Source organism: Klebsiella sp. CB_Kp196 (genome assembly GCF_040061575.1).
Classification (GTDB): domain Bacteria; phylum Pseudomonadota; class Gammaproteobacteria; order Enterobacterales; family Enterobacteriaceae; genus Klebsiella; species Klebsiella michiganensis.
This window is the reverse complement of sequence record NZ_JBEAFH010000060.1, coordinates 15,296-38,891: the sequence shown is the minus strand read 5'-3', so window position 1 is coordinate 38,891 and position 23,596 is coordinate 15,296. Positions and strand designations below refer to the sequence as shown.

25 protein-coding genes and 6 pseudogenes are annotated in these 23,596 nt (G+C 53.4%); 21 read left to right on the top strand and 10 right to left on the bottom strand.

Translation table 11 applies throughout. The features are described 5' to 3' along the window. Positions 1–70: 70 nt before the first annotated feature. From tap to ABLU87_RS22230, 10 genes and pseudogenes are all read left to right on the top strand, one after another. Positions 71–148 carry a RepA leader peptide Tap gene (gene tap / locus ABLU87_RS22275; RefSeq protein ID WP_004171457.1) on the top strand — a complete coding sequence of 26 codons (78 nt, stop codon included), beginning with the start codon at positions 71–73 and terminating at the stop codon, positions 146–148. Then, a complete protein-coding gene (gene repA, locus ABLU87_RS22270; RefSeq protein ID WP_023317514.1) occupies positions 141–998 on the top strand; it encodes an incFII family plasmid replication initiator RepA in 858 nt (285 codons plus the stop codon). Before tap ends, repA begins: the two co-directional genes overlap by 8 nt. A 1,395-nt stretch (positions 999–2,393) precedes the next feature. Then, a complete protein-coding gene (locus ABLU87_RS22265; RefSeq protein ID WP_157845837.1) occupies positions 2,394–3,557 on the top strand; it encodes an N-6 DNA methylase in 1,164 nt (387 codons plus the stop codon). A 7-nt stretch (positions 3,558–3,564) separates the two neighbouring features. Continuing rightward, positions 3,565–4,458 carry a hypothetical protein gene (locus ABLU87_RS22260; protein ID WP_019706022.1) on the top strand — a complete coding sequence of 298 codons (894 nt, stop codon included), beginning with the start codon at positions 3,565–3,567 and terminating at the stop codon, positions 4,456–4,458. Positions 4,459–4,461: 3 nt separating this feature from the next. Beyond that, positions 4,462–6,404, top strand: a pseudogene (locus ABLU87_RS22255) (hypothetical protein). A 51-nt stretch (positions 6,405–6,455) separates the two neighbouring features. After that, positions 6,456–7,367, top strand: a complete 912-nt coding sequence (locus tag ABLU87_RS22250) for a hypothetical protein (protein ID WP_013213995.1) — start codon at positions 6,456–6,458, stop codon at positions 7,365–7,367. A 385-nt stretch (positions 7,368–7,752) separates the two neighbouring features. Continuing rightward, positions 7,753–8,085 (top strand): hypothetical protein, encoded by a 333-nt coding sequence (locus tag ABLU87_RS22245; RefSeq protein WP_013213994.1) that lies wholly within the window; start codon positions 7,753–7,755, stop codon positions 8,083–8,085. Between the two features lie 3 nt (positions 8,086–8,088). Next, positions 8,089–8,601 (top strand): annotated as a pseudogene (locus ABLU87_RS22240) (transposase); the annotation flags it as partial. Between the two features lie 419 nt (positions 8,602–9,020). Continuing rightward, positions 9,021–9,494: a GNAT family N-acetyltransferase gene (locus ABLU87_RS22235; RefSeq protein ID WP_013213991.1), complete on the top strand. Its 474-nt coding sequence runs from the start codon at positions 9,021–9,023 to the stop codon at positions 9,492–9,494. 131 nt (positions 9,495–9,625) lie between these two features. Continuing rightward, on the top strand, positions 9,626–10,240 hold the full coding sequence (locus ABLU87_RS22230; RefSeq protein WP_000904941.1) for a recombinase family protein: 615 nt from the start codon (positions 9,626–9,628) through the stop codon (positions 10,238–10,240). 52 nt (positions 10,241–10,292) lie between these two features. Here ABLU87_RS22230 and merE read toward each other — a convergent pair whose 3' ends face one another. The 6 genes from merE to merT are packed head-to-tail and all read right to left on the bottom strand — an operon-like array spanning position 10,293 to position 13,440. After that, on the bottom strand, positions 10,293–10,529 hold the full coding sequence (merE, locus tag ABLU87_RS22225) for a broad-spectrum mercury transporter MerE (protein WP_001087809.1): 237 nt from the start codon (positions 10,527–10,529) through the stop codon (positions 10,293–10,295). After that, on the bottom strand, positions 10,526–10,891 hold the full coding sequence (merD, locus tag ABLU87_RS22220) for a mercury resistance co-regulator MerD (RefSeq protein ID WP_003465059.1): 366 nt from the start codon (positions 10,889–10,891) through the stop codon (positions 10,526–10,528). The genes merE and merD overlap by 4 nt, the downstream gene beginning before the upstream one ends. A gap of 16 nt (positions 10,892–10,907) precedes the next feature. Continuing rightward, entirely contained in the window at positions 10,908–12,554 is a 1,647-nt protein-coding gene (gene merA / locus ABLU87_RS22215; protein WP_000136268.1) for a mercury(II) reductase, read from the bottom strand. Next, entirely contained in the window at positions 12,551–12,796 is a 246-nt protein-coding gene (gene merF, locus ABLU87_RS22210) for a mercury resistance system transport protein MerF (RefSeq protein ID WP_000654684.1), read from the bottom strand. Before merF ends, merA begins: the two co-directional genes overlap by 4 nt. Positions 12,797–12,798: 2 nt before the next feature. Further along, positions 12,799–13,074: a mercury resistance system periplasmic binding protein MerP gene (gene merP / locus ABLU87_RS22205; protein ID WP_000735441.1), complete on the bottom strand. Its 276-nt coding sequence runs from the start codon at positions 13,072–13,074 to the stop codon at positions 12,799–12,801. 15 nt (positions 13,075–13,089) lie between these two features. Further along, positions 13,090–13,440: a mercuric ion transporter MerT gene (merT, locus tag ABLU87_RS22200; protein WP_001294667.1), complete on the bottom strand. Its 351-nt coding sequence runs from the start codon at positions 13,438–13,440 to the stop codon at positions 13,090–13,092. Positions 13,441–13,511: 71 nt separating this feature from the next. Here merT and merR point away from each other — a divergent pair, with 71 nt between their 5' ends. Beyond that, positions 13,512–13,946 (top strand): Hg(II)-responsive transcriptional regulator, encoded by a 435-nt coding sequence (gene merR / locus ABLU87_RS22195; RefSeq protein WP_000429838.1) that lies wholly within the window; start codon positions 13,512–13,514, stop codon positions 13,944–13,946. A gap of 121 nt (positions 13,947–14,067) precedes the next feature. On the opposite strand, the pseudogene ABLU87_RS22190 reads toward merR, so the two are convergent. Further along, positions 14,068–14,199: pseudogene (locus tag ABLU87_RS22190) on the bottom strand (IS6 family transposase); the annotation flags it as partial. A 371-nt stretch (positions 14,200–14,570) separates the two neighbouring features. On the opposite strand from ABLU87_RS22190, the gene ABLU87_RS22185 reads away from it, so the two are divergent. Together ABLU87_RS22185 and ABLU87_RS22180 are read left to right on the top strand one after the other, a co-directional pair. Continuing rightward, positions 14,571–14,903 (top strand): metalloregulator ArsR/SmtB family transcription factor, encoded by a 333-nt coding sequence (locus ABLU87_RS22185; RefSeq protein WP_001549890.1) that lies wholly within the window; start codon positions 14,571–14,573, stop codon positions 14,901–14,903. After that, positions 14,900–15,298, top strand: a pseudogene (locus ABLU87_RS22180) (NAD(P)H-dependent oxidoreductase); the annotation flags it as partial. The gene ABLU87_RS22185 and the pseudogene ABLU87_RS22180, both read left to right, overlap by 4 nt. 33 nt (positions 15,299–15,331) lie before the next feature. On the opposite strand, the pseudogene ABLU87_RS22175 reads toward ABLU87_RS22180, so the two are convergent. After that, positions 15,332–18,216: pseudogene (locus tag ABLU87_RS22175) on the bottom strand (Tn3 family transposase). Between the two features lie 158 nt (positions 18,217–18,374). Between ABLU87_RS22175 and ABLU87_RS22170 the strand changes: the two are divergent. The 8 genes and pseudogenes from ABLU87_RS22170 to ABLU87_RS22135 all read left to right on the top strand — a co-directional run. Beyond that, positions 18,375–18,665 (top strand): nucleotidyltransferase, encoded by a 291-nt coding sequence (locus ABLU87_RS22170; protein WP_001247892.1) that lies wholly within the window; start codon positions 18,375–18,377, stop codon positions 18,663–18,665. After that, a complete protein-coding gene (locus ABLU87_RS22165; protein WP_001293886.1) occupies positions 18,662–19,063 on the top strand; it encodes a DUF86 domain-containing protein in 402 nt (133 codons plus the stop codon). The genes ABLU87_RS22170 and ABLU87_RS22165 overlap by 4 nt, the downstream gene beginning before the upstream one ends. Beyond that, positions 19,053–19,409 carry a cupin domain-containing protein gene (locus tag ABLU87_RS22160; protein WP_003465043.1) on the top strand — a complete coding sequence of 119 codons (357 nt, stop codon included), beginning with the start codon at positions 19,053–19,055 and terminating at the stop codon, positions 19,407–19,409. Before ABLU87_RS22165 ends, ABLU87_RS22160 begins: the two co-directional genes overlap by 11 nt. A 254-nt stretch (positions 19,410–19,663) precedes the next feature. After that, complete coding sequence (locus ABLU87_RS22155; protein WP_003100858.1) at positions 19,664–19,990, top strand: hypothetical protein; 327 nt, start codon at positions 19,664–19,666, stop codon at positions 19,988–19,990. Further along, positions 19,987–20,487, top strand: a complete 501-nt coding sequence (locus tag ABLU87_RS22150) for a hypothetical protein (protein ID WP_003100856.1) — start codon at positions 19,987–19,989, stop codon at positions 20,485–20,487. The genes ABLU87_RS22155 and ABLU87_RS22150 overlap by 4 nt, the downstream gene beginning before the upstream one ends. Beyond that, positions 20,484–20,855, top strand: a complete 372-nt coding sequence (locus ABLU87_RS22145; protein WP_003100853.1) for a hypothetical protein — start codon at positions 20,484–20,486, stop codon at positions 20,853–20,855. Before ABLU87_RS22150 ends, ABLU87_RS22145 begins: the two co-directional genes overlap by 4 nt. Next, the gene (locus tag ABLU87_RS22140; protein ID WP_003100847.1) at positions 20,849–21,406 is read left to right on the top strand and encodes a recombinase family protein; all 558 of its coding nucleotides are present in this window, start codon (positions 20,849–20,851) and stop codon (positions 21,404–21,406) included. The genes ABLU87_RS22145 and ABLU87_RS22140 overlap by 7 nt, the downstream gene beginning before the upstream one ends. Positions 21,407–21,426: 20 nt before the next feature. Further along, positions 21,427–21,768: pseudogene (locus ABLU87_RS22135) on the top strand (NAD(P)H-dependent oxidoreductase); the annotation flags it as partial. A 57-nt stretch (positions 21,769–21,825) separates the two neighbouring features. On the opposite strand, the gene arsC reads toward ABLU87_RS22135, so the two are convergent. Further along, positions 21,826–22,254, bottom strand: coding sequence for a glutaredoxin-dependent arsenate reductase (gene arsC, locus ABLU87_RS22130; protein WP_001549888.1), 429 nt, complete (start codon positions 22,252–22,254; stop codon positions 21,826–21,828). A gap of 49 nt (positions 22,255–22,303) precedes the next feature. After that, a complete protein-coding gene (locus ABLU87_RS22125) occupies positions 22,304–23,587 on the bottom strand; it encodes an arsenic transporter (RefSeq protein WP_001549887.1) in 1,284 nt (427 codons plus the stop codon). Positions 23,588–23,596 lie beyond the last annotated feature (9 nt).

The following is a 23,596-nucleotide window of genomic DNA, read 5'->3' as shown; positions in this document are numbered from 1 at the left end:
GAACGAAAAGATTAACGGGGCCTTCATAAACTGCATAGAACGTGTTGCTCTATGCAGGGAGTATATGTACATGCTCAGAAAACTTCAAGATCAGTTTCTGTGTCATTCGCTCCTTCCGTGCAACATAAGCGCAGGAAGCGGTGACTGATATCCTTCAAAACCACTATTCACAAGTTAAAAACCCGAACCCGGTTTTCACGCCGCGAGAAGGGAAAAAGACCCTGCCGTTCTGCCGTAAGCTGATGGCGAAAGCCGAAGGCTTCACGTCCCGTTTTGATTTTTCCATTCATGTGGCGTTTTTGCGTTCGCTGGGTAAGCGGCACAGGATGCCACCACTGTTGCGCCGGCGTGCAATTGACGCGCTACTGCAGGCAATGTGTTTTCACTATGATCCACTGGCCAATCGCGTGCAGCGCTCGATTACCAATATGGCCATCGAGTGTGGACTGGCCACCGAGTCCAGGAGCGGCAACCTGTCAGTCAGCCGTGCCACCCGGGCGCTGAAGTTTCTGGCGGAGCTGGGGCTCATCACCTATCAGACGGAATATGACCCGCAGATCGGCTGTAACATCCCGACCGATATCACCTTCACCCCGGCTCTGTTTTCCGCGCTTGACGTTTCTGAGGTGGCTGTGGTGGCCGCGCGCCGCAGCCGTGTGGAGTGGGAAAACCTGCAGCGCAAAAAGCAGAAACTGAAACCGCTGGAGATGGACGAGCTGATCGCAAAAGCGTGGCGGTTCGTGCGTGAGCGTTTTCGCTGCTATCAGGCTGAGCGTAAATCTCACGGCCGGAAGCGGGATACTGCACGGCGGGATGCATCACGGCAGCGTCATGACATCGAGACGCGCGTGCGTCAGCAACTGACCCGCGAATACGCCACCGGACGCTTCAGGGGAGATAAAGAAGCGCTGAAGCGTGAGGTTGAGCGCCGTGTGCAGGAGCGCATGCTGCTGTCGCGCGGGAACAACTACACGCGACTGGCCACTGTGCCCATATAACATTACCTTCCTTAAAAAATCCGGCCGGCGCCGGAGGCTTTCGCTCGCCTGTTGCCCGGCTACTACGTATTATCTTATCTTCAGGCCTGCATTCCTCACCATAATTCCGGTCTTCCTGGCGTCAACGTGGCCTTAAATGTTATCGCCGGCGTCACTTCTGACGGCCGATTTCTGTTATCCACATATAACTGCAAGGGAGTATTTCATTAGGCTACAACCGTGATACGCACAAAGCACATGCCGTCGGACTTTCAAGGCGCGTGGTTCCTTTTAAACACCAGCTCTGTACCTCTTTTAAAGATCCTTTAATAAATCCTGTAAACACATAACCTGTTCATCGCCTGCCCTGTGGACAGGCTCCTGAGAATGGCCGCCCTTGCAGCGACCTGACGGTCGCGCCGGTTCGGTAACACCAGTGAGAGCTCCCATCGCTTCGCGACGGGCCCCGGCCGGAGAATTAAATTAGTTACAGCATTCAAAAGGAAATCCATCATAAAACCGGCGCCGGTTTGCCAGCCAGGAGCCCCTCCCCACCACTGAAAAGCGCCGCCGCCCCCGGCCGAAGGCCGGGAGTAGTGTCGCTTTTAATGATGGGTGTTGTAACTACTCTTCTTCATCGCTGTAGGTGGAGCTGCGGTCAGTTGTCTGGTACACGCTCGTAAGCGGCCCTCCGGCCCGCTAACGCGGAGATACGCCCCGACTGCGGCTAACGCCTTGCCGGGACCACTCCGACCGCGTACAGAGGCTCCTGAGACGTTTTGAGCGGGTATGGCTTTGCAGCTACCGTGTTAAGTTTCCTGGTGTCGCTGAAATAGTTGATGAACATCCCCCTAAGCGTCAGCAGCAAGCTGCCGCCGCTAAGGCCCCGGAAATCACGCCCTTTACGTCGTAAACGCCGTAAAGCCCGCTCACCGGGGTTAAAAGGGATTACTTTGACTTCTTCATTGCTGTTAGATGGTTAAGGCTAATCAGGGCAGGGGGTAGGGTGGCAGAATTTATAGCCCGGTAACCGGCTACGCCGGGCTTTCGGCGCCATTTGACGCCACAGACACATGTAACCTCATCTGGCGCCTCCATGCCGCTGACGCGGCATCCAGAAGTTTCCCGATGCTGTAAGTCTTAACGTCTGCTTTGTGCCAAAGGCGGAAGTAACTAACAGCAGTCTGTGTGAAAATACGGGGAGCAGGTCAGTCAGAGTGTACCGCAGAAGTCTACTTTTCAAACGTACATTTTAATAAGTAGAAAAGTTATTGAGTCCAGTCTCTGTTGCCTATATCTTTAACAAAGATAAAACATTTGAATTATCTGTTAAATGATATGGCTATCAGACATGATGATCTGAGGGCGGTAGCATTCCAAAAACAAGAGCAGAAGAGGCGGAAGTTCAAGTTGAGCATGGGCAAAACGATTTCAAGAAAAAAACGTCTATCTCAGTACTATACAAACCGGGATGTGGCAGAGTTGCTTATCTCATCATTACCATCAGACGAAGCAAGTACAATCATTGACTTAAGTGCTGGTGAAGGCTCGTTGTTGATGACAGCTGCGCTCAAATACGACAACGCAAAGCTCTACGGAATTGATATTGATGATGAAAACTGCAGAAAGTTAGACCTATTACAAAACACGACGAGTATATGTTTAGATGCAACCCATTCAGCCAGTTTTGATAAAATAAAGGCACAAAACAGTACATATGGCATAGTCATTGGCAATCCTCCTTTTTATACAGCTGAACATACTGCCTATACAAGGTTCTTATTTAAGGAGTGGGCACTAAATCATAAAACAAAATATTACAGAGCTGAGGTTTTGTTCTTAATGTTATCGCTTAAGTTGCTTGATCGAGACAGTTGTTGTGGAATTGTTGTACCTGATACGATATTTTCAAGCGAGAAATATAAACCACTCAGAGAAAAAATAACCTCATTATTTAAATATATAGATGTTATAGAATTAGATAATAAGGCATTTTTGGGAACTGAAGCAAGGACTCATATTCTCACTGTCAGTAACAAAAAATCAATAAGCCCATCAATAACAACAAGAAGTTCAAAAAAAAATAAAGCGATAAGGCTTAAAAAAGAAGAGTTTATTGAAAGGGCCGACCATCAATATAACTCTTTTAAATATAACAATAACGAAAAAACGATTGAAACTTCAGGTATAAAAGTTATGAGAGGGAATATCAGCAAAACGAAAAAAACTCAACTGCATGATGCGATAATCCATTCATCTTCTTTTTATAATGATTTTTCTTTATTTGAAAATAACAATGACAGTGCAGAAAATGGTTCAGCCGTACAGGCGGTGAAAGGAGATGTTGTTGTACCCCGTGTAGGAACAAGATGTTTGGGGAAAGTTGGGATCATACGAAACGGTTCTTTTTCCATTACAGATTGTGTTTTTGTTATCAAAGCTTCTGAGTACGAATGTGGTGAAATGGTTGCCGCGGCATTAAAATCGAAATTTGGAGTCGACTGGATTAAAAGTATTTCGAAAGGCATTGGAGCGCAGTACATAACATTAAATGACATAAAAAAACTACCCCTGCGATAATAACATCATGAAAATAGATCATATTACAGCAAGAGATACTGAAGCGATTATTGAACAATCCAAAAAATTAATCAAGATTGGTTACTGGGATAATGTAAAAGTATCAGTACTGCAACGCTGGTTAGATAATTTCAAGGATGAAAAGGAAAAATATCTTGCAGCCTCTGTGTTAAGCGAGTTGATATATCGTAACAGAGAAACTGTTACATCTATGGGCTATAATATATTCTCAATTATTCTCCCACAGATCTTAGAGGAGTTAGATATTTACCATATTGAGGATATTGAAAAATGGATGAATGACATCAACTCGCCAAAACATGCAAGGAATCTTCCGTTTCGAACGTCCGTAATAAATAATGTGGATAGTAAAGTCACTAAAAGTGGTGATGTAATACACACATTCCTACAAAGAGATTTTTTCGATAAAAACTTAGGGGTAAAAGTTGAAAATATAGAAAAATTGCCACCAAGAATCAAAGCGATAGTTTTTTTTGATGATATGCTTGGTTCTGGCACTCAAATTGACACTTTCATGAAAGAAACAAATCTTGATGAACTTGGAAAGAAAATAATATTCATTCCATTTGCGGCTCTACGCGATTCAACAATAAGGATACAATCTAAATATAAAAACCTAATTATTAGGCCTGTTGAGTACTTGGATGAAAATCATAGTTTCTTTAGAGCATCCAACAGGAGAATAAATAGAGAATATTTCTATACACATAATGATTTCTTAAGATTGTACATTGATATATGTAATAAGAACTCAATAAGCAATCCATTAGGGTTCGGTAATTTGGGGCTTAGTTATGTCTTGGCAAACTCAACTCCAAATAATAATCTTTCATTCCTCTGGTTTGAAAATGAAGGATGGAATAGGTTATTCAAAAGGTAAAATATGAAATTTAACGAGATTTTTTCGAAAAACCGTGCCGAAGAATTACCTGATGATCTCTATGGTAAATATGTTCTTCCCTTAGGGTACGAAGATGTAAATCTAAAAAAAACGACAAAAGCAAGTATAGTTATTGGGGGGAGAGGATATGGAAAAACGATGTTCTTAAAGTATCATTGCCACCAGACAGCTCTAAGTGTGAATAAAGATACGATTGGTATTGAGGATCTTTCCAATCTGGGTATATATTGGCGCCCGGATACATCCTTTAGCCAGTTATTAACCGAAGCTTGGCTCGGAAAATTTTGGTCAACAGCTTTCAAAACGTACATGAGTCTATCGCTGATTATTGAGTTTGTTAAACTAACCAATAATTTATTGTCCGAAAAATCTCCTGTTTTTTCGTTGAAAGAGAAGATTAATAATCTGAAATTGCCAGATACAATTTCTGAAGGTTTGGGCATTGATAAAAATGCGAAACTTGTTGATGTTAGCGATCTTTTACATGAAAGACTGTTTACTCTTTGCAATTGGATAAATGCCCCAGTTACTGAAACACCACCGTTTTCTCTTGATACAAAATTTTCATTACAGAATATCATTAGCAAACTACATGCAATAACTGGATGCATTATAAAGCCTAATTTTCAAGTTTACATTGACGAGTTCGAGAACTTGACATCAGACCAGCAGGCAATAATCAATACTTTAATGAAGCACGGATCCATGCCGTTACTGTTCAGTGTTGCCTATAAGAAAAATGCTAATATTTCACATAAAACGTTAGGCAACGAAAGCATTGTTGAGCAGCATGATTTCAGATATATAGACTTAGAAGAACTGTATCTCAATGACTTTGATACATTTGCTGGTGAGATATTAGCCCTGCGCTTTTCAGATTATATAGAAAACACTGATCATGAAAAACTCCGTTCCATATTTACGTCAGAACATCAAATCCCGCACAGACAAACGAAGGAGTATCAGGATTCAATTAAAAATCTGGCCAGTAAGTTTCTTCCTGAAAAATCGACAAAAGAGATATCACATGAAATATTCAGTGATGACGCATTAACTAAAAAATTACATTCAATGATTGAAACCGGTTTGTCTAAATCAAAGTCAAAATTGCAAGTTCAATATTTTATAGATGATAAATTTCCTGAGGCAAGCCTGATAAATGGTGCATTGCTGAATAGGAAAAGTATTAGCCCAGACGAGGTGTTAGAACAATATTTGCAATATAAAGCAGGACATACAACAAAATATAAATCATGGATACCTAACAATCTCGTCGGTGTAATTCTCTATCTTTATAATAAATTACCAACCAGAATCTGCCCACTGTACGCTGGCTATAAACAGTTTGTATATTTATCAAGAGGGAACATCAGACATTTTCTGGAGTTATGTCACCAGTCGGTAACAAAAACAAATATCACGTCTCCACTGCCGCCAAAAACGATACCATCCATGACAATCGAAGCTCAATTAGAGGCCACCCTGAAGACGAGTGAACTCGAAATTGAAAAAATAGGAGATTTTGGTGCTCATGGAATGCATCTAAAAAGAGTGGCTAAAAGACTTGGTGCGATTTTCAACTATTGCCAATCTCGACGTTCTCAGAGCGAATCAGAAGTAAACCATTTCACTTTAGATTTAACTGATATAAATCTTCTTGCTTATAATGTTAAGGAAATCCTAAATGAATCATTGGTGTGGTCCGTGCTGATTGAACAGAAAGGAACGAAGAGTAAATCAACTGACAACCTGGAACTCAATGATTACGTCTTACATCCAGTTCTTGCACCATATTTTGGAATAAGCCACAGAAAAAAGAAAAAAATAAAATTTAGCAAAGGTGAGGTTGAAACCATTTTTGTAGGTAGTGATGAAGATTTTTCATCCTTGTTAAAGAAATATGGAGCCCGGTGGGATATCGATGACTCATCTTTTGATGTTTCTAGTTCAGTCACATCATACCAGTTGGGCCTGTTATGATAAAATTCAAACGTATCAGAACTCACAACAACTTAGATTTTACTAATCGCCATCATGACATTTTTTTCTATGGTGAAGAGTTAGATGAGAGAACTGGCCTGGCGATAAAAAAAGTAAACGCAAGCAATGCATTTCAGGTTAAATATGTAAAAGATGAATATGCATTAAAACTCAATGGTAATAAATACAAATTGTTAGCATTGAAGGATGCATTAATCTCTATGTCGCCTAAAAAAGTAATAATAGACTCTACTTCTCTTGATTTCCCTGAAATATTGTATCTTTTTTACTCCATTAATATGATTGAAGGTATAGAATCATTTACTGTTCTCTACATTGAACCGAAAGAATACAGTAAGTCGCCTTCGACTGAGGGCGGGGATGAGGAGTATCAATTAAGCGATGGCCGACAGCCATTTTCTTCTCTTCCCGTATTTTCACTGAATACAATCACATCTGGCTTACAAAAAACCAGCCTGGTTTCATTCTTAGGATTTGAAAACTCTCGTCTAGGCCAGATTTTAAGTAATGATGATGGGGCAAGCTTCAATAAATTACTGGCTTGTATATCAGTCCCAGCTTATATCCCAGGCTGGGAGAACAAATCACTCAGAAAGCATTTATTACATTTCGACAGCATGGAGACAGATCTAAGAACCTGTCCTGGTGCAAACCCTTACGCCGTATATCAGACCTTATTAGATATATATGCAGAAAACCCAAGACTGGTGCTGACATCCTTAGGTACAAAGCCTACGGCTATCGGTATCTGCGTTTTCTTAATTAACAATCATCCAAATAATAGCGTTGAAAAACAATTGGGAGCAATATATGACTATCCTATAAAATCCATCAACCGTACAATTGGAATTGGTGAGATTTACTCCTACGAACTATCAATAAGCTAACGTCCCGCCTACGTTCATACGTTTGAAGTGTTCGGTACCACCGGCTCTGTGACAGTTCAAGCTCATCATCAAAATCTTCGGCTACAGGCCTAGTTTTATTGTGGAGAGTAATTACGGTGATTGAATAAGTCGTGAAAATTGGCAACCTCCATTCGGCTTGTTCCAACTGATGCAGAGCCGGGCTATTGATCCACTCAAAGAGATGGCTCATGCATCAGTTGTATTGTTGTAAAGCCACACCGTCATATTGTATTTGAAAAGAAAACGCTTTAGTCAATCCCAGCCTTAATAACTGTTTGATGTTCAATATAACGTTCTATACTTGAAAAGACTATTTAGATGATTAAAACTGTTATAAATACTGGTATGTATAACACGAAGTCGAATGAGTAAGGTATTTTTTGTGTGGGATTTATTCATTAAGATAATGCTGCTGTTACCGATTCCCTTGATAACTGTTTTTCCCAACATTATTCCTTTTCTGACTTATAGACAAAATGGTGATAAAAACAAATCCGCCCTGATGGATACACTAGCCCGAGAGATGGATAAACAACAACCCTGTGCGTATCTTGTGGAGTCATGCGTTTCTCGACCGCATAACATCCGGCCAATACCTTGGGCGTTTCTGCGGGTGGTACTACATTACAGTAATTCGATGGAAATCATTCAGCTAGTATCATCTGGGAGGAGAATACTGGCACTGTTGCAAATATAGGCTTGGAGGGAGATGGTAAATGTTGGCTTCACCGGGAGCGAAACGACGGTCAGGGATGTTGTGGCTAAGTGGCGTAAGCAGGTTAACAGTCCCGTTATCGCCCCAGTTCGACTCCCCTCAGCATCCAGGGTAAGCCGCTGGTTAATGCCCTGGCGAATGATCAGAGGAGAAGAAAACTATGCATCCCGCTTCATCGAATCGATGTGCCAGAAAGAACCGCAACTGAAAATGGCGCAACAGCTGTCGCTCGACTTCTATCGAATGCTGAAAACGAAGAATAAATCGCAGTTAAATCAATCGTTCACTGACGTAAGTCAAAGTGGGCTCATTGACCTTCAGCGTGTTGCGGCCAGTATGGAAGCGGATGCAACAGCAATACACGAAGCGATAAGCAGCAGATGGAGTAATGGCGTTGTGGAAGGCCATGTAAACCGCCTGAAGATGCTGAAACGACAGATGTACGGTCGAGCTGGCTTCGAGTTACTTCGACGACGAGTCATGAGCCCTCTGGCTTAAACAACTCCACCTAAGTTGCGGAAGACCCAGTTTTGCACCGTTGGTAACAATGATGATATCTTGGACATGATCGGATGGATGAGCCCTGACCGGAAAACCAATTTTCTGAGTCATTCTGCGAATCTGCGATTTTATGCATTGTGCTCTGTGGAAGGGTTGAATAGCTATATAGCCCCGGAAAAAATTAAGGCGCAGATAAAGGTTTCACGTGGTGGAAAAGGTATCAGCAGGTTAATCAGGGTGCTCGGGAAAAATGAGTTCATCCGAATTGTGAAAGATAGCCAGACGGTACTCACTATCGGCATGGACAATTCCATTGCGACTGGCTAGGTCAATTCATCGCCGTTGCTGTCATTAATTCCGGGTTTAGCACAAGAGTTGTTTATTAGTTTAAATATTAATAACTGGATGATAATTAGATGAATAATATCGAGATAATTGAATCAGGATACAATGCGTTATGTGATGCTTATAATAATTCCGTTATCAGTCTTAAGCGCTCCTCCCTATATGAAGATTTACTAGTCCATATGGATATTCCTGAAAAAAACAGGAGCCGATTCACTTATGCTACTTTGAATGATCGCGACGAAATAATCGCAATATGTGTGTTTATTGTCTCTCTTGATGAGGGAACAACTGATGTAGGATGGTTTGTTAGAGCGGACTTTAGAGGTAAAGGGGTTGGTAGAGATACAGTAGAAAAGGCATTCAACGAGTTTAAGAATGGTCTCAAGGGGGCTGGAGTTGAGGCTATTTTTATTGGCGCCACTGTTGATAATGGTAATACTCCTTCAATTTCATTGGGGCAGAGGTTTATAGGCGGAGAAGAAATAATAGAAAAAGAAGACGGGACTACCATCTACTCATACCTCAATCGTTTCACGCTTTAGTTAATGGGAGAGGGTCAATGGAAAGAGTGAGTACCTATGTCATGGGGTAGTGACCGGGTAGCTGCGATAACTGCCAACTTTTCATCCCTCCACCTTCACGCACAAACGAACGTATATGTGACAGGTACGACATGCTGATAGGCTACATGCGGGTATCGAAGGCGGACGGCTCCCAGGCTACCGATTTGCAGCGCGACGCGCTGATTGCCGCCGGGGTCGATCCAGTACATCTTTACGAGGACCAGGCATCCGGCATGCGCGAGGATCGGCCCGGCTTGACGAGCTGCCTGAAGGCGTTGCGAACTGGCGACACACTGGTCGTGTGGAAACTGGATCGGCTCGGACGCGACCTGCGACATCTCATCAACACCGTGCACGACCTGACTGGGCGCGGCATCGGCTTGAAGGTATTAACCGGGCACGGCGCGGCCATCGACACCACGACCGCCGCCGGCAAGCTGGTCTTTGGCATCTTCGCCGCCCTGGCCGAGTTCGAGCGCGAGTTGATCGCGGAGCGCACGATTGCCGGCCTAGCCTCGGCCCGCGCGCGCGGGCGGAAAGGCGGCCGGCCGTTCAAGATGACCGCCGCCAAGCTGCGGCTGGCGATGGCGGCAATGGGTCAGCCAGAGACCAAGGTCGGCGACCTGTGCCAGGAACTTGGCGTCACGCGGCAGACCCTGTATCGGCATGTTTCACCCAAGGGTGAGCTACGTCCAGATGGCGAGAAGCTACTCAGCCGAATTTGATGCCGGCATGAGGCAACGTAGCGACAGCGTGGTTTGTCTCAATGGGAAGCGCTCATGATCGATCTTTGAAGGCCCGCAGCAGTCGTGTCACAGACAGGACGAACAAACCGGTCAGCGTGAGGGCTGCGATACCCCAGTACTCTCCGATGAACGCGCCGGCCGTCGTGCCGGCCAGCACAATGGCGAGAATCGGCAAATGGCAGGGACAGGTGAGCACGGCCAGCGCGCCCCACAGGTAGCCGGTGATCGGTTTGTGCGTCTCGGACGGCAAGCGCTCGGGGCTGTTCATGGCAGACTCTCCGCGTGCTGTGCCGGCTCGGTCGGCATGGTGGCCAACTGCACCTCCAGATCGGCCAACGCTTCGCGCCGACGCTCGACGAACTGGCGCAGAACGGCAAGCTGCGCGGCCGCTTCATCGCCGTCCGCAGCATCCAGCGCCCGGCACAGCCGCGCCAGCGCGTCCAGGCCGATGCCCGCCTCGAAGGCCGCCCGCACGAAGCACAGCCGTTGCAAGGCGGCATCATCGAACAGGCCATAGCCGCCCGGGGTGCACGCCACCGGACGCAGCAATCCGCGCAGCAGGTAGTCGCGCACGATATGCACGCTCACCCCGGCATCAAGGGCCAGCCGGGACACGGTGTAGGCGCTCATTGAAAACCTCCTTTTTTTATCCAGCGCAGCAGGAAAGCTGCTTCACGTCCTTGTTGAAGGTCTGCGCCGCAAGCTTCAACCCCTCGACCATTGTCAGGTAGGGGAACAACTGGTCGGCCAGTTCCTGCACCGTCATGCGGTTGCGGATGGCGAGCACCGCCGTCTGGATCAGTTCGCCCGCTTCCGGGGCCACCGCCTGCACGCCGATGAGCCGTCCGCTACCTTCCTCGATGACCAGCTTGATGAAGCCGCGTGTGTCGAAGTTGGCAAGCGCTCGCGGAACGTTGTCGAGTGTCAGCGTGCGACTGTCGGTCTCGATGCCATCGTGGTGCGCTTCCGCCTCGCTGTAGCCCACGGTGGCGACTTGCGGGTCGGTGAACACCACTGCCGGCATCGCGGTCAGATTGAGGGCTGCGTCGCCGCCGGTCATGTTGATCGCGGCACGGGTGCCGGCGGCCGCTGCCACGTAGACGAACTGCGGCTGGTCGGTGCAGTCGCCGGCCGCGTAGATGTTCGGGTTGCTCGTGCGCATGCCTTGGTCGATAACGATGGCCCCTTGCGCATTGACAGTGACCCCCGCCGCGTCCAGCGCGAGGCTGCGCGTATTCGGTGCCCGACCGGTGGCAACCAGCAACTTGTCAGCGCGCAATTCACCGTGTCCGGTGGTCAGCACGAATTCGCCGTTCACATGGGCGACCTGGCTGGCTTGCGTGTGCTCCAGCACCTCGATGCCCTCGGCGCGGAAAGCGGCTGTCACGGCCTCGCCGATGGCCGGGTCTTCCCGGAAGAACAAGGTGCTGCGTGCCAGGATCGTGACCTGGCTGCCGAGCCGGGCAAAGGCTTGCGCCAGTTCCAACGCCACCACCGACGAACCGATCACGGCCAGGCGTGCGGGAATGGTGTCGCTGACAAGCGCTTCGGTGGAAGTCCAGTAGGGTGACTCTTTCAGGCCCGGAATCGGCGGCACGGCCGGACTGGCACCGGTGGCGACCAGGCAGCGGTCGAACGTTACCTCGCGCTCGCCACCCTCGTTCAAACGGACGACCAGGCTCTGGTCGTCCTTGAAACGCGCTTCACCGTGCAAAACGGTGATGGCTGGATTGCCGTCCAGGATGCCTTCGTATTTGGCGTGCCGCAGTTCATCGACACGGGCCTGCTGCTGGGCCAGCAGTTTGCTGCGGTCAATCGCAGGCACAGTTGCCGCAATACCGCCGTCGAACGGACTTTCCCGGCGCAGATGGGCAATATGGGCAGCGCGGATCATGATCTTGGACGGCACACAGCCGATATTGACGCAGGTGCCGCCGATGGTGCCGCGTTCGATCAGCGTGACCGTCGCGCCTTGCTCGACGGCCTTCAGCGCCGCCGCCATCGCGGCCCCGCCGCTGCCAATGATGGCGATATGCAAACCGGCGCCCTCAAGTGCATCACGGATTTTTGGTTCATCTTTGAAATCACCAACCCGGATCGAGCCTTGATAACCCAATGCGGCGATGGCGGCCAGCAGTTGGTTGTGGCTCACGGCGGTGTCTGCCATGACTTGCGCGCGGCTTTCTGGATAGGACACCACAGCGGCATTCACGCCGGGAATCTTTTCCAAAGCATCTTTGACATGGGTGGCGCAGGATGTGCAGGTCATGCCATTCACGGTGATTTCGGTCATTTTTTTACTCCATTGAATTTCGGGGTGCAGCAGGCATCGGCTTGGCGTTTTCGTTGGATGGCGTAGATGGTCAAGCCGATGAAAATCGCCAGCGCAGGCAGCAGCACATAGTCCAGATAGCCGGTCAGCGCGGACAAGCCGACCACACCGAGCAAAATGACCAGAACAGGGGTGAAGCAACACAGCGCCACGAGGGTTGTGCCAATGATGCTGACCCGCAGCAGTGTCTTCGGGTCTTTCATGATCAGTTCTTGACTGATGATGGGTAGCCCGCATCCTCGGTAGCCTTGGTCAGTTTCTGCACGCTGGTCTTGGCATCATCGAAGGTGACCACCGCTTCGCGCGTCTCGAAGGTCACGTCAACTTTACTGACGCCATCGACCTTGGAAATCGCCTTCTTGACAGTGATCGGACAGGCCGAGCAGGTCATGCCCGGTACGGACAGCGTAACGGTCTGGGTGGCGGCCCACACGGGGGCAACAACGGCAGCGAGGGCAAGGGCGGAAAGCAGCTTTTTCATGGTGAACTCCTGTGATCAATAGAAAAATGGCACGACGTAGGGAAATCCGAGCGCGACCAAAACCAGCACGGCCACGCCCCAGAAAATGAGCTTGTAAGTAGCTCGCACTTGGGGAATCGCGCAAACCTCACCCGGTTTGCAGGCGGCTGACGGCCGGTAGATGCGCCGCCAGGCGAAGAACAACGCCACCAGCGCCACGCCGATAAAGATGGGGCGATAGGGTTCCAACACCGTCAAGTTGCCGATCCAAGCGCCGCTGAACCCCAAGGCGATCAGAACCAGCGGCCCGAGGCAGCAAGCCGAGGCGAGGATGGCGGCCAGCCCGCCAGTGAAGAGCGCGCCGCGCCCGTTTTGAGGTTCAGACATACGTTTGTCCTTTCGAATCTGAATTGGATAGCTTAAGCTTACTTCCGTAGTTATGTACGGAGTCAAGCGATATGGAAAACAATTTGGAGAACCTGACCATTGGCGTTTTCGCCAGGACGGCCGGGGTCAATGTGGAGACCATCCGGTTCTATCAGCGCAAGGGCTTGCTCCCGGAACCGGACAAGCCTTACGGCAGCATTCGCCGCTATGGCGAGACGGATGTAACGCGGGTGCGCTTCGTGAAATCAGCCCAGCGGTTGGGCTTCAGCCTGGATGAGATCGCCGAGCTGCTGCGGCTGGAGGATGGCACCCATTGCGAGGAAGCCAGCAGCCTGGCCGAGCACAAGCTCAAGGACGTGCGCGAGAGGATGGCTGACCTGGCGCGCATGGAGGCCGTGCTGTCTGATTTGGTGTGCGCCTGCCATGCGCGGAAGGGGAACGTTTCCTGTCCGCTGATTGCGTCACTGCAAGGGAAGAAAGAACCGCGCAGTGCGGACGCGGTGTAGCCCGAGGGAACTACGCCTTAGCGTGCTTTATTTTCCGTTTTCTGAGGCGACTCCAACGTCAGAAAAGACCGTGCGGTCGACTTTTGATATTTCGTGCTGTCGCCTTCTGAAAGTGACAGAAAATACCGCGCTCAGCCATCTTTTCCTCCAGATTACGCAGCCTCAGGGAGTAAGCCAGATACCAGCGAACACATTAAGCGATAATATCGACAGGGTAATGTAAACGTTTAAAGGCTTTTCGGATCAGAGGTATGAGCAAGTAACATCGCAAAAAATAGTACGTTACCTGATGCCGCCTTAATGCGACAGAACCTTTTTAGCCTGCCGGAAGATTGAGTCGTACATGGAGTGGCAGGGTATGGGGTCTGAGGTCCAACCATGCGAAAAACCACGTTAAGAAAGCAACCTTCTGAAAAGGCGACGTTTATCAGTTTTTTTTCCGGCCATAAAGGGGGCGGAAATTATTCCCTGCACGGGTATTCGCAAGGATTTCGGTAGTGCTCTGGCTCTGCCCCCCATAACCTGGCGGACAGAGCATGATTGGGAAAGCGGTACCCTCACGGCAGAAACGATTGACGCAGGCTATATTTCTATTATTCTGGAAATATAGATAAAGGAGGTATTATGGATTTAAACACTGCTGCAAACGCACTTCGAGAACTGGGCCACCCGACACGTCTCAGCATATACCGGGAGCTGGTCAGGGCGGGTCATGAAGGCCTGCCGGTTGGCGAACTGCAGAAGCACCTTGAGATTCCTGCCTCCACGCTCAGCCATCATCTTTCAGCGCTGATATCCGCTGGACTCATAAGCCAGGAACGGCAGAGTCGTACCCTGTTCTGCAGGCCCTGCTATGCGCAGCTTGAGCAATTGATGGCCTTTCTGACAGAAGAATGCTGCGCAGGCGGCAGCTGCAGTCTGTCACCCGCAAAGACTCCCGAAGAGACCCCATTGTGAACAACCTGACTGATGCCCTGAAAAATATCGATCCGGCCCTCCTGGACGCGCCGCTGACGGAAGATAAGCTGAAGGCCAGAGAGATAACGCATCCGCCCCGCATCCTGATGCTCTACGGCTCGCTGCGGGCGCGCTCTTACAGCCGGCTGACAACGGAAGAAGGTGCCCGGCTGCTGACGGCCATGGGCGCGGAGGTGAAAATTTTCAACCCGTCCGGCCTGCCACTGCCCGATGATGCGCCGGAGACGCACCCGAAAGTGGCTGAGCTGCGGGAGCTGGTTCTCTGGTCGGAAGGCATGGTCTGGTGCTCTCCGGAGCGTCACGGGGCCATGACCGGCATCATGAAGGCCCAGATTGACTGGATACCGCTGACGTCAGGCGCGGTCCGCCCGTCAGGGGTCGTCTCAGAAAACGGAAAATAAAGCACGCTAAGCCGGTTGCAGCGGCCGTAGCGGCCTGAACTTGCCCGCGCCGATCTTGGCGCTGCTGCGCCAGAGGTAATCGCCGGTCAGGTTGATGTGCTCCCAGCCGAGCGGCGACAGGTACTGCAACAGGCCGTCATCGACGGCTTGACCGTGGCCCGGTAGCGCTGCTGCTCGAAGCTGCGGTCGCGGATTTCCCCCAGGCGGTTGAAGAACACGGCGCGGGCCAGCGCGTTGCGCGCCTCGCCTTTGTTCAGCCCGGCATGCACGCGGCGGCGCAGCTCGACGCTTTGCAGCCAGTCCAGGATGAACAGTGTGCGCTCGATGCGTCCCAGCTCACGCAGGGCGACGGCCAGGCCGTTCTGGCGCGGGTAGCTGCCAAGCTTCCTGAGCATCAGCGAGGCCGTCGCCGTGCCCTGCTTGATCGAGGTGGCCATCCGCAGGATTTCATCCCAATGGGCGCGGACGTGCTTGATGTTGAGCGTGCCGCCGATCATCGGTTTCAACGCCTCGTAGGTGGCATCGCCCTTCGGGATGTAGAGCTTGGTGTCGCCCAGGTCACGAATGCGCGGGGCGAAGCGGAAGCCCAGCAGGTGCATCAACGCGAAGACGTGGTCCGTGAACCCTGCCGTGTCGGTGTAGTGCTCCTCGATCCGCAGGTCGGATTCGTGATACAGCAGGCCGTCGAGCACGTAGGTCGAGTCGCGCACGCCGACGTTCACGACCTTGGTGTGGAACGGCGCGTACTGGTCGGAGATATGGGTGTAGAACGTCCGCCCTGGGCTGCTGCCGTATTTCGGATTGATGTGGCCGGTGCTCTCGGCCTTGCTGCCGGTGCGGAAGTTCTGGCCGTCCGACGATGACGTGGTGCCGTCGCCCCAATGCTCGGCGAAGGGATGTCGGAACTGCGCGTTGACCAGCTCGGCCAGTGCCGCCCCGTAGGTTTCGTCGCGGATGTGCCAGGCTTGCAGCCAGGCCAGCTTGGCGTAGGTCGTGCCGGGGCACGATTCCGCCATCTTGGTCAGGCCCAGGTTGATCGCGTCGGCGAGGATCGTGGTCAGCAACAGGTTTTTGTCCTTGGCCAGGTCGCCTGACTTCAGGTGGGCGAAGTGCCGGGTGAAGCCCGTCCATTCGTCTACCTCCAGCAGCAATTCGGTGATCTTGACGTGCGGTAGGATCATCGCCGTCTGGTCGATCAGGGCCTGTGCGGTATCGGGCACCGCCGCATCGAGCGGCGTGATCTTCAGGCCCGACTCCGTGATGATGGCGTCCGGCAGCTCGTTGGCCAGCGCCATGCGGTTGACGGTGGCGAGCTGCGTTTCCAGCAGCGTCAGCCGGTCATGCAGGTACTGGTCGCAATCGGTGGCCACGGCCAGCGGCAATTCGCTGGCCTGCTTGAGGCTGGCGAATTTCGCGGGCGGCACCAGGTAGTCCTCGAAGTCCTTGAACTGGCGCGAGCCTTGCACCCAGATGTCGCCGGAGCGCAGCGCGTTCTTCAGCTCCGACAGCGCGCACAGTTCGTAGTAGCGCCGGTCGATGCCGGTGTCGGTCATCACCAGCTTCTGCCAGCGCGGCTTGATGAACTCGGTCGGCGCGTCGGTGGGCACCTTGCGGGCGTTGTCGCTGTTCATGCTGCGCAGCACCTCGATGGCGTCGAGTACGTCCTTGGCGGCGGGCGCGGCCCGCAACTTGAGCACGTCGAGAAATTCCGGCGCGTAGCGGCGCAGCGTGGCGTAGCTCTCGCCGATGCGGTGCAGGAAATCGAAGTCCTCGGGTTGCGCGAGCCGCTGCGCTTCGGTGACGCTCTCGGCGAAAGCATCCCAGGACATGACGGCCTCGATGGCGGCGAACGGATCGCGGCCCGCTTGCTTGGCCTCGATCAGCGCCTGGCCGATGCGCCCGAACAGCCGCACCTTGGCATTGATCGCCTTGCCGGATGCCTGGAACTGCTGCTGATGCTTGTTCTTGGCGGCATTGAACAGCTTGCCCAGGATGCGGTCATGCAGGTCGATGATTTCGTCGGTGACGGTGGCCATGCCCTCGATGGCGAGCGCCACCAGGGTCGCGTAACGCCGCTGCGGCTCGAACTTCGCCAGGTCGGCGGGCGTCATCTGGCCGCCCTCGCGGGCGATCTTGAGCAGCCGGTTCTGGTGAACCAGCCGCTCGATGCCGGAGGGCAGGTCGAGCGCCTGCCACGCCTTGAGGCGTTCGATGTGTTCCAGCATGTGCCGCGAGTTCGGTTTGACCGGGGATTGCCGCAGCCAGGCCAGCCACGTCGTCTTGCCGTTGTCGCGGCGCTTGAGCAGATCGTCGAGGCGACGGCGATGCACGTCCGTCAGCGGCTCAGCCAAGGCGTCGTAGAGACGCCGGTTGGCGCGGGTAATCGCTTCGGCGCTCGCCCGCTCGACGGCGTTGAGGGCGGGCACAATGACCGACTGCCGCCGCAGGTGCTCGATCAAGGCTCTGGCCAGCACGATGCCCTTGTCGGTTTGCATGGCCAGCTCGGTCAGCAACTGGACAGCCTGCCGGTAGTGGCCAATCGTGAACGGCTGGAAGCCGAACACCGTTTGCAGCTCGACCAGGTGCTCGCGTCGGGTCTGCTCACGCTGCCCGTACTCGTCCCAGCTTTCGATGCCGACCTTGAGCTGGTTGGCGACCAGTCTCAGCAATGGCGGGAACGGTGGCTCATCAGCGCCAAGGATGACGCCGGGAAAGCGCAGGTAGCAGAGCTGCACCGCGAAGCCCAGCCGATTGGCCGGGCCGCGCCGCTGCCGGATGATGGAGAGGTCGCTTTCGCTGAACGTGTAGTGACGGATCAACTCATCCTTGGTGTCCGGCAACGCCAGCAGGCTTTCGCGCTCGGCGGCGGAGAGGATCGAACGGCGGGGCATGCGGTTTCCTTCTTCTTGAAAACGTAGGTTTGTGACAAGCCCGCCAAGGCAACCGGCGCGGCACGGGAATCAAGGCATTGCGATTCTCGAAAATAGTTCTTGAAATTCTATTCTTGATTGCATATCATCTCAACGAGTTTCGATAAGAAAGGATGCGCATGCGACCGTCTGTTGTGCTTGACATGAAGCGAAGCGCAGTGCGTGAAGCGGTAGGCCGCTTTCGCGCCGCGAACCCGCGCGTCTTCGGCTCGGTGCTGCATGGCACCGACCGGGATGGCAGCGACCTCGACCTGTTGGTCGATGCGCTGCCCGGTGCCACGTTGTTGGACTTGGGCGATTTGGAAGAAGAACTGAAATCGCTGCTCGGCGTTGACGTCGATCTGCTGACTCCCGGCGACCTGCCGCCGAAGTTCCGGGCCAAGGTGCTCGCGGAGGCGCAACCGATATGAGCGAGAACCGCCTGCCCGATTACCTCGACCACATTCAGCAGGCCGCAACCGATGCGCGCAGCTTCGTGGAAGGGATGGCCAAGGACGACTTCTTGGCCGACAAGCGCACCCAGCAGGCCGTCATCATGAGCCTGATCGTCATCGGCGAGGCGGCCACAAAGGTGATGGATGGCTACGTCGAGTTCACCCAGGCGCATGCCGACGTGCCGTGGCGCAGCATGCGCAATATGCGTAATCGCATGGCTCACGGCTATTTCGACATCAACCTCGATGTGGTGTGGGAGACGGTACAGGAATGGCTGCCGGCGTTGCTCCAGCAATTGCCCGCCGTGCGTCAGGATGCCGACGATGAAGACCGTAACGACAACTGTGAAAGAGGGATCTCCGATGACTGTTGAATCGAGAATATTTTCTGTAGCCGAGTATGTTCAGCCGTCCGAAGGCGAGCCTATTCGTTCCGTTGTGCTTGAAACCCGAGACTCAATTATCGTGGTTTGGCATGTCCATCCCGGGCAGGAAATTGCGGCTCACATTCATCCTCACGGCCAAGACACGTGGACTGTTTTGTCGGGAATGGCTGATTACTTTCAGGGCAATGGGATTGTTCGTGCCCTCAGGGAAGGTGAGATAGCCGTGGCAAGACCGGGCCAAGTGCACGGGGCGCGAAATACAGGTACCGAGCCATTTGTGTTCGTCTCGGTTGTGGCATCAGCCAATGCCGGTTTCGTATTGGCTGAGCGATAGAGCCCAATCTCTGGAGTTGGTCCAATGAGCGGTCGGGGAGATAGGTAACAGACATGCAGCGGACACGGCTGCTAAACCAGGTCGCAAACCTCCTTGCGTCGCAGCGTGCCGCAAGCGACGCGATCAATCGAATGGGGTCGGCATGAGACTGAACACCATCCAGTTCCCGACCGCGTAGCCGCCTGTCCTGCCGATCAGGTCTTGACCATCGACGCCTGGGATCAGTCCTGAATGTTCTTGGAGACCACTACGTTATGAGCCGCAGCCGCCGCAAAACACCCATCGTCGGGCACACGACCTGCGGCAGCGAGCGCGAGGACAAGAAGCTCTGGCATCAGCGCTGGCGCACCCGTGAGCGCACGGCGCTGACCAGCGCGTCGCCCGAAGCCCTGAGCGCCCATCTGCCCCTGCTGGAAAACCAGGCCAGCAGCGTCTGGTCGATGGGCAAGGATGGCCGCTCCTACTGGCCCGTCAAGCGCCAGGCCGCCACGGCGGATCGCATCGCCAATCACAAGGGACGCAACCCGCAAGAACGCGCCTCCCTGAAAAAGCGCCTGCTGCGCAAGTGGATGAGCAAATGAAGCTCTCCTTCCATCAGCACATTGCGCTGTTCTGGATGATCGGTGCTCCGGGCGTCTTCGCGCCCGTGATCGAGAACGCCAAGCGGCCCGATGCCGGCGCCGTCATGGCGTGGGGTGTCGCGATCGTGGCGGTGATGATCCTCTTCACCCCTTTGCTGCTGCGCTGTCCACCATTCCGGCGCTGGTATGGCCGGACGGATGCGCTGTCGGAGCGGCAGCGCCAGGCGCTTGCCGAGCGCGGCCTGCGCCGCTACTACCAGACCGCTTTCGATGACGGCTACGTGCCCCGCGTGATGCCCTACGTGTGGCGCATCATCTGGACGGTCGGCGGGTTGATGGCTGTGACCGCCGTACTGCCTACCAACACCGGACGGCCAGCCTTCGATGCCTTGGTGGTCTTCTCGACCTGGTATCCGATAGGCGTGATGCTGCTGGTTTTCGCGTCGAGGCCCCTTGGCCGGTTGATTCGCCAAAGAGCACAGGAGCGGCGGAAATGAGCACGTCAACCATCGAGGCGCTGGCCAGCGCCTGGGCAAGGATTGCCGAGGAAGCGGAATTCCCCGCTGACTACGAGGGGACTGCCACACCACAAGCGCATCGGGCTAGCGAAGCTATTCAGGAGCAGATTCGGGAGCGCATCGTCGCCACCAACGACATGCGGCTGTTCAGCCTGCTGCACCTGCTGGGTCAGGCGTCGCTGCGCATGGAGCAAGCGCTGTGGCCGGAGGATTACGAGCGGATGACGCGCGAGGTTGAGGAAGCCCTGCGGCAAGCCACCGACGCCAACGCCAGATCGTACACCCACGAAGAAGTGATGCAGGCGATGCAGGAACGCATCGACCGGGCGCGAGACAAGCCATGTTGATTGGCTATGCGCGCGTCTCGACGCAGGATCAGAACCTGGAGCTGCAACGCGAAGCCTTGAGCAAGGCCGGATGTAAAAAGGTCTTCGAGGACAAGGTGAGTGGCACGCGGGCAGACCGGCCTGGCTTGGCCAAGACGCTCGAAATGCTGCGCGAAGGCGATACTTTGGTCGTCTGGAAGCTCGACCGGCTGGGCCGGTCGGTCAAGCAACTGGTCGATCTGGTCGGCGATCTGCACAAGCACGGTGTCCAGTTCAGGAGCCTCACCGACTCCATCGACACCGGCACACCATCCGGGCGGTTCTTCTTCCACGTCATGGCGAGCCTTGCCGAAATGGAGCGCGAGCTGACCGTCGAGCGCACCCGCGCCGGGCTGGAAGTCGCCAAGCAGCTCGGCCGCAAAGGCGGCCGCAAGCCGAAGATGACCGACAGCAAGATCGAGTCGGCCAAGAAGCTGCTGGCCAGCGGGGTGCCGCCCAAGGACGTGGCCAAGAACCTCGGCGTGTCCATTCCGACGCTGTACCGCTGGGTGCCAGCCTCCACGCACGCTTAGCGTGCTTTATTTTCCGTTTTCTGAGACGACCCCCGTCACAGGGAAAAACCCTGGCCGTCATGCAGGTCAGCGGCGGCTCACAGTCGTTCAACGCTGTAAATCAGATGCGTATTCTTGGACGCTGGATGCGGATGATCACCATCCCGAATCAGTCATCCGTGGCAAAAGCCTGGGCCGAGTTTGATGAGGATGGCCGCATGAAGCCTTCTTCGTATTATGACCGCATAGTGGACGTCATGGAGGAACTGATGAAGTTCACCCTGCTGACGCGCGGTCGCAGTGATTATCTCACCGACCGCTACAGCGAAAGGAAAGAGAGTGCCGCGCAGCTTTCTGAGCGGGTCAACCAGCGCAGCATATAAAAAAGCCGGCAGATGCCGGCTTTTTCCACACTGTTATGCCCGCAGCCTGGTAAAAAATCAGTGGCTGACGCGGTTCCCGTGCTCATCAATGACGGCTTCGCCGTCCTCTTTGGTAAACGCGCCCTGCTGCGGGTCCGGCAGTATGTCCAGAACCACTTCGGAGGGACGGCACAGCTTCGTGCCGAGCGGTGTCACTACCACCGGGCGATTAATGAGGATCGGATGAGCCAGCATGGCATCGAGCAGTTCGTCATTGCTGAAGCGGTCTTCTGCCAGGCCGAGCTGTTCGTACGGTTCGGTATTTTTGCGCAGCAGGTCGCGCACGCCGATGCCCATATCCGCAATCAGCTTCTTCAGCTCATCGCGTGACGGCGGCGTTTCCAGATACAGAATAACCGTGGGTTCGGCGCCGCTGTTACGGATAAGCGCCAGGGTATTGCGGGATGTCCCGCAGGCCGGGTTGTGGTAAATGGTAATGTCAGTCATAAGCGGTACTCCGTAAAGGGGCTGCACGGGCGCAGCCCCGGGGTTAAAGTTAAACAGACAGGCGCAGGGCCAGCGCGGCCAGCGTGACAAAAAGCACCGGCAGGGTCATCACGATGCCCACGCGGAAGTAATAGCCCCAGCTGATGGTGATGTTTTTCTGTGCCAGCACGTGCAGCCACAGCAGGGTTGCGAGGCTGCCGATAGGGGTTATTTTCGGGCCGAGGTCACAGCCGATGACGTTGGCGTAAATCATCGCCTGCTTCACCACGCCCTGTGCGCTACTACCGTCAATCGACAACGCGCCAACCAGCACGGTGGGCATGTTGTTCATGACGGACGAGAGTGCCGCCGTCAGGAAGCCGGTGCCGAGCGTTGCGCCCCATACGCCGTGCTCTGCAAACCGGTTCAGGGCGGCGGAAAGGTAATCAGTCAGTCCGGCGTTACGCAGTCCGTATACCACCAGATACATGCCCAGCGAAAAGATAACGATCTGCCAGGGCGCGCCTTTCAGCACCCTGCCGGCGTCAATCACGTGTCCTTTGCGGGCAACCAGCCAGAGAATAAACGCCGCCACCGCCGCCACCAGGCTGACCGGCACGCCGAGCGGCTCCAGAGCAAAAAAGCCAACCAGCAGAAGAACCAAAACCACCCAGCCAGCCTTAAAGGTTCGTGCATCCCGGATGGCTTCCCGCGGTGCCTTCAGCTTCGCCAGGTCATAGGTGACCGGGATGTCCCTGCGGAAAAAGAGATGAAGCATCACCAGCGTGGCCGCAATGGAGGCAATGTTCACCGGCACCATGACGGATGCGTACTCGCTGAAGCCCAGCGTAAAGAAGTCAGCCGTTACGATGTTCACCAGGTTCGATACGATGAGCGGCAGGCTGGAGGTGTCAGCGATAAAGCCCGCTGCCATCACAAACGCCAGCGTGGAGCCGGGAGTGAATCCCAGCGCCAGCAGCATGGCAATAACGATCGGCGTCAGAATTAGCGCGGCTCCGTCATTGGCAAACAGCGCCGCCACTGCGGCACCCAGCAGAACGATATACGTGAACAGCAGCCGGCCCCTGCCGCCTCCCCAGCGGGAAACGTGCAGCGCGGCCCACTCAAAAAAGCCGGACTCATCGAGCAGCAGGCTGATAATGATGACCGCAATGAACGTGCCCGTGGCGTTCCAGACAATCTGCCAGACCACCGGAATATCACCGATGTGCACCACGCCGGTCAGCAGCGCCAGCGCCGCACCGATGACGGCACTCCAGCCAATGCTCAGCCCCTTCGGCTGCCAGATGACCAGTACCAGCGTCAGGATGAAAATCGCACCTGCCAGAAACATACCCGCTCC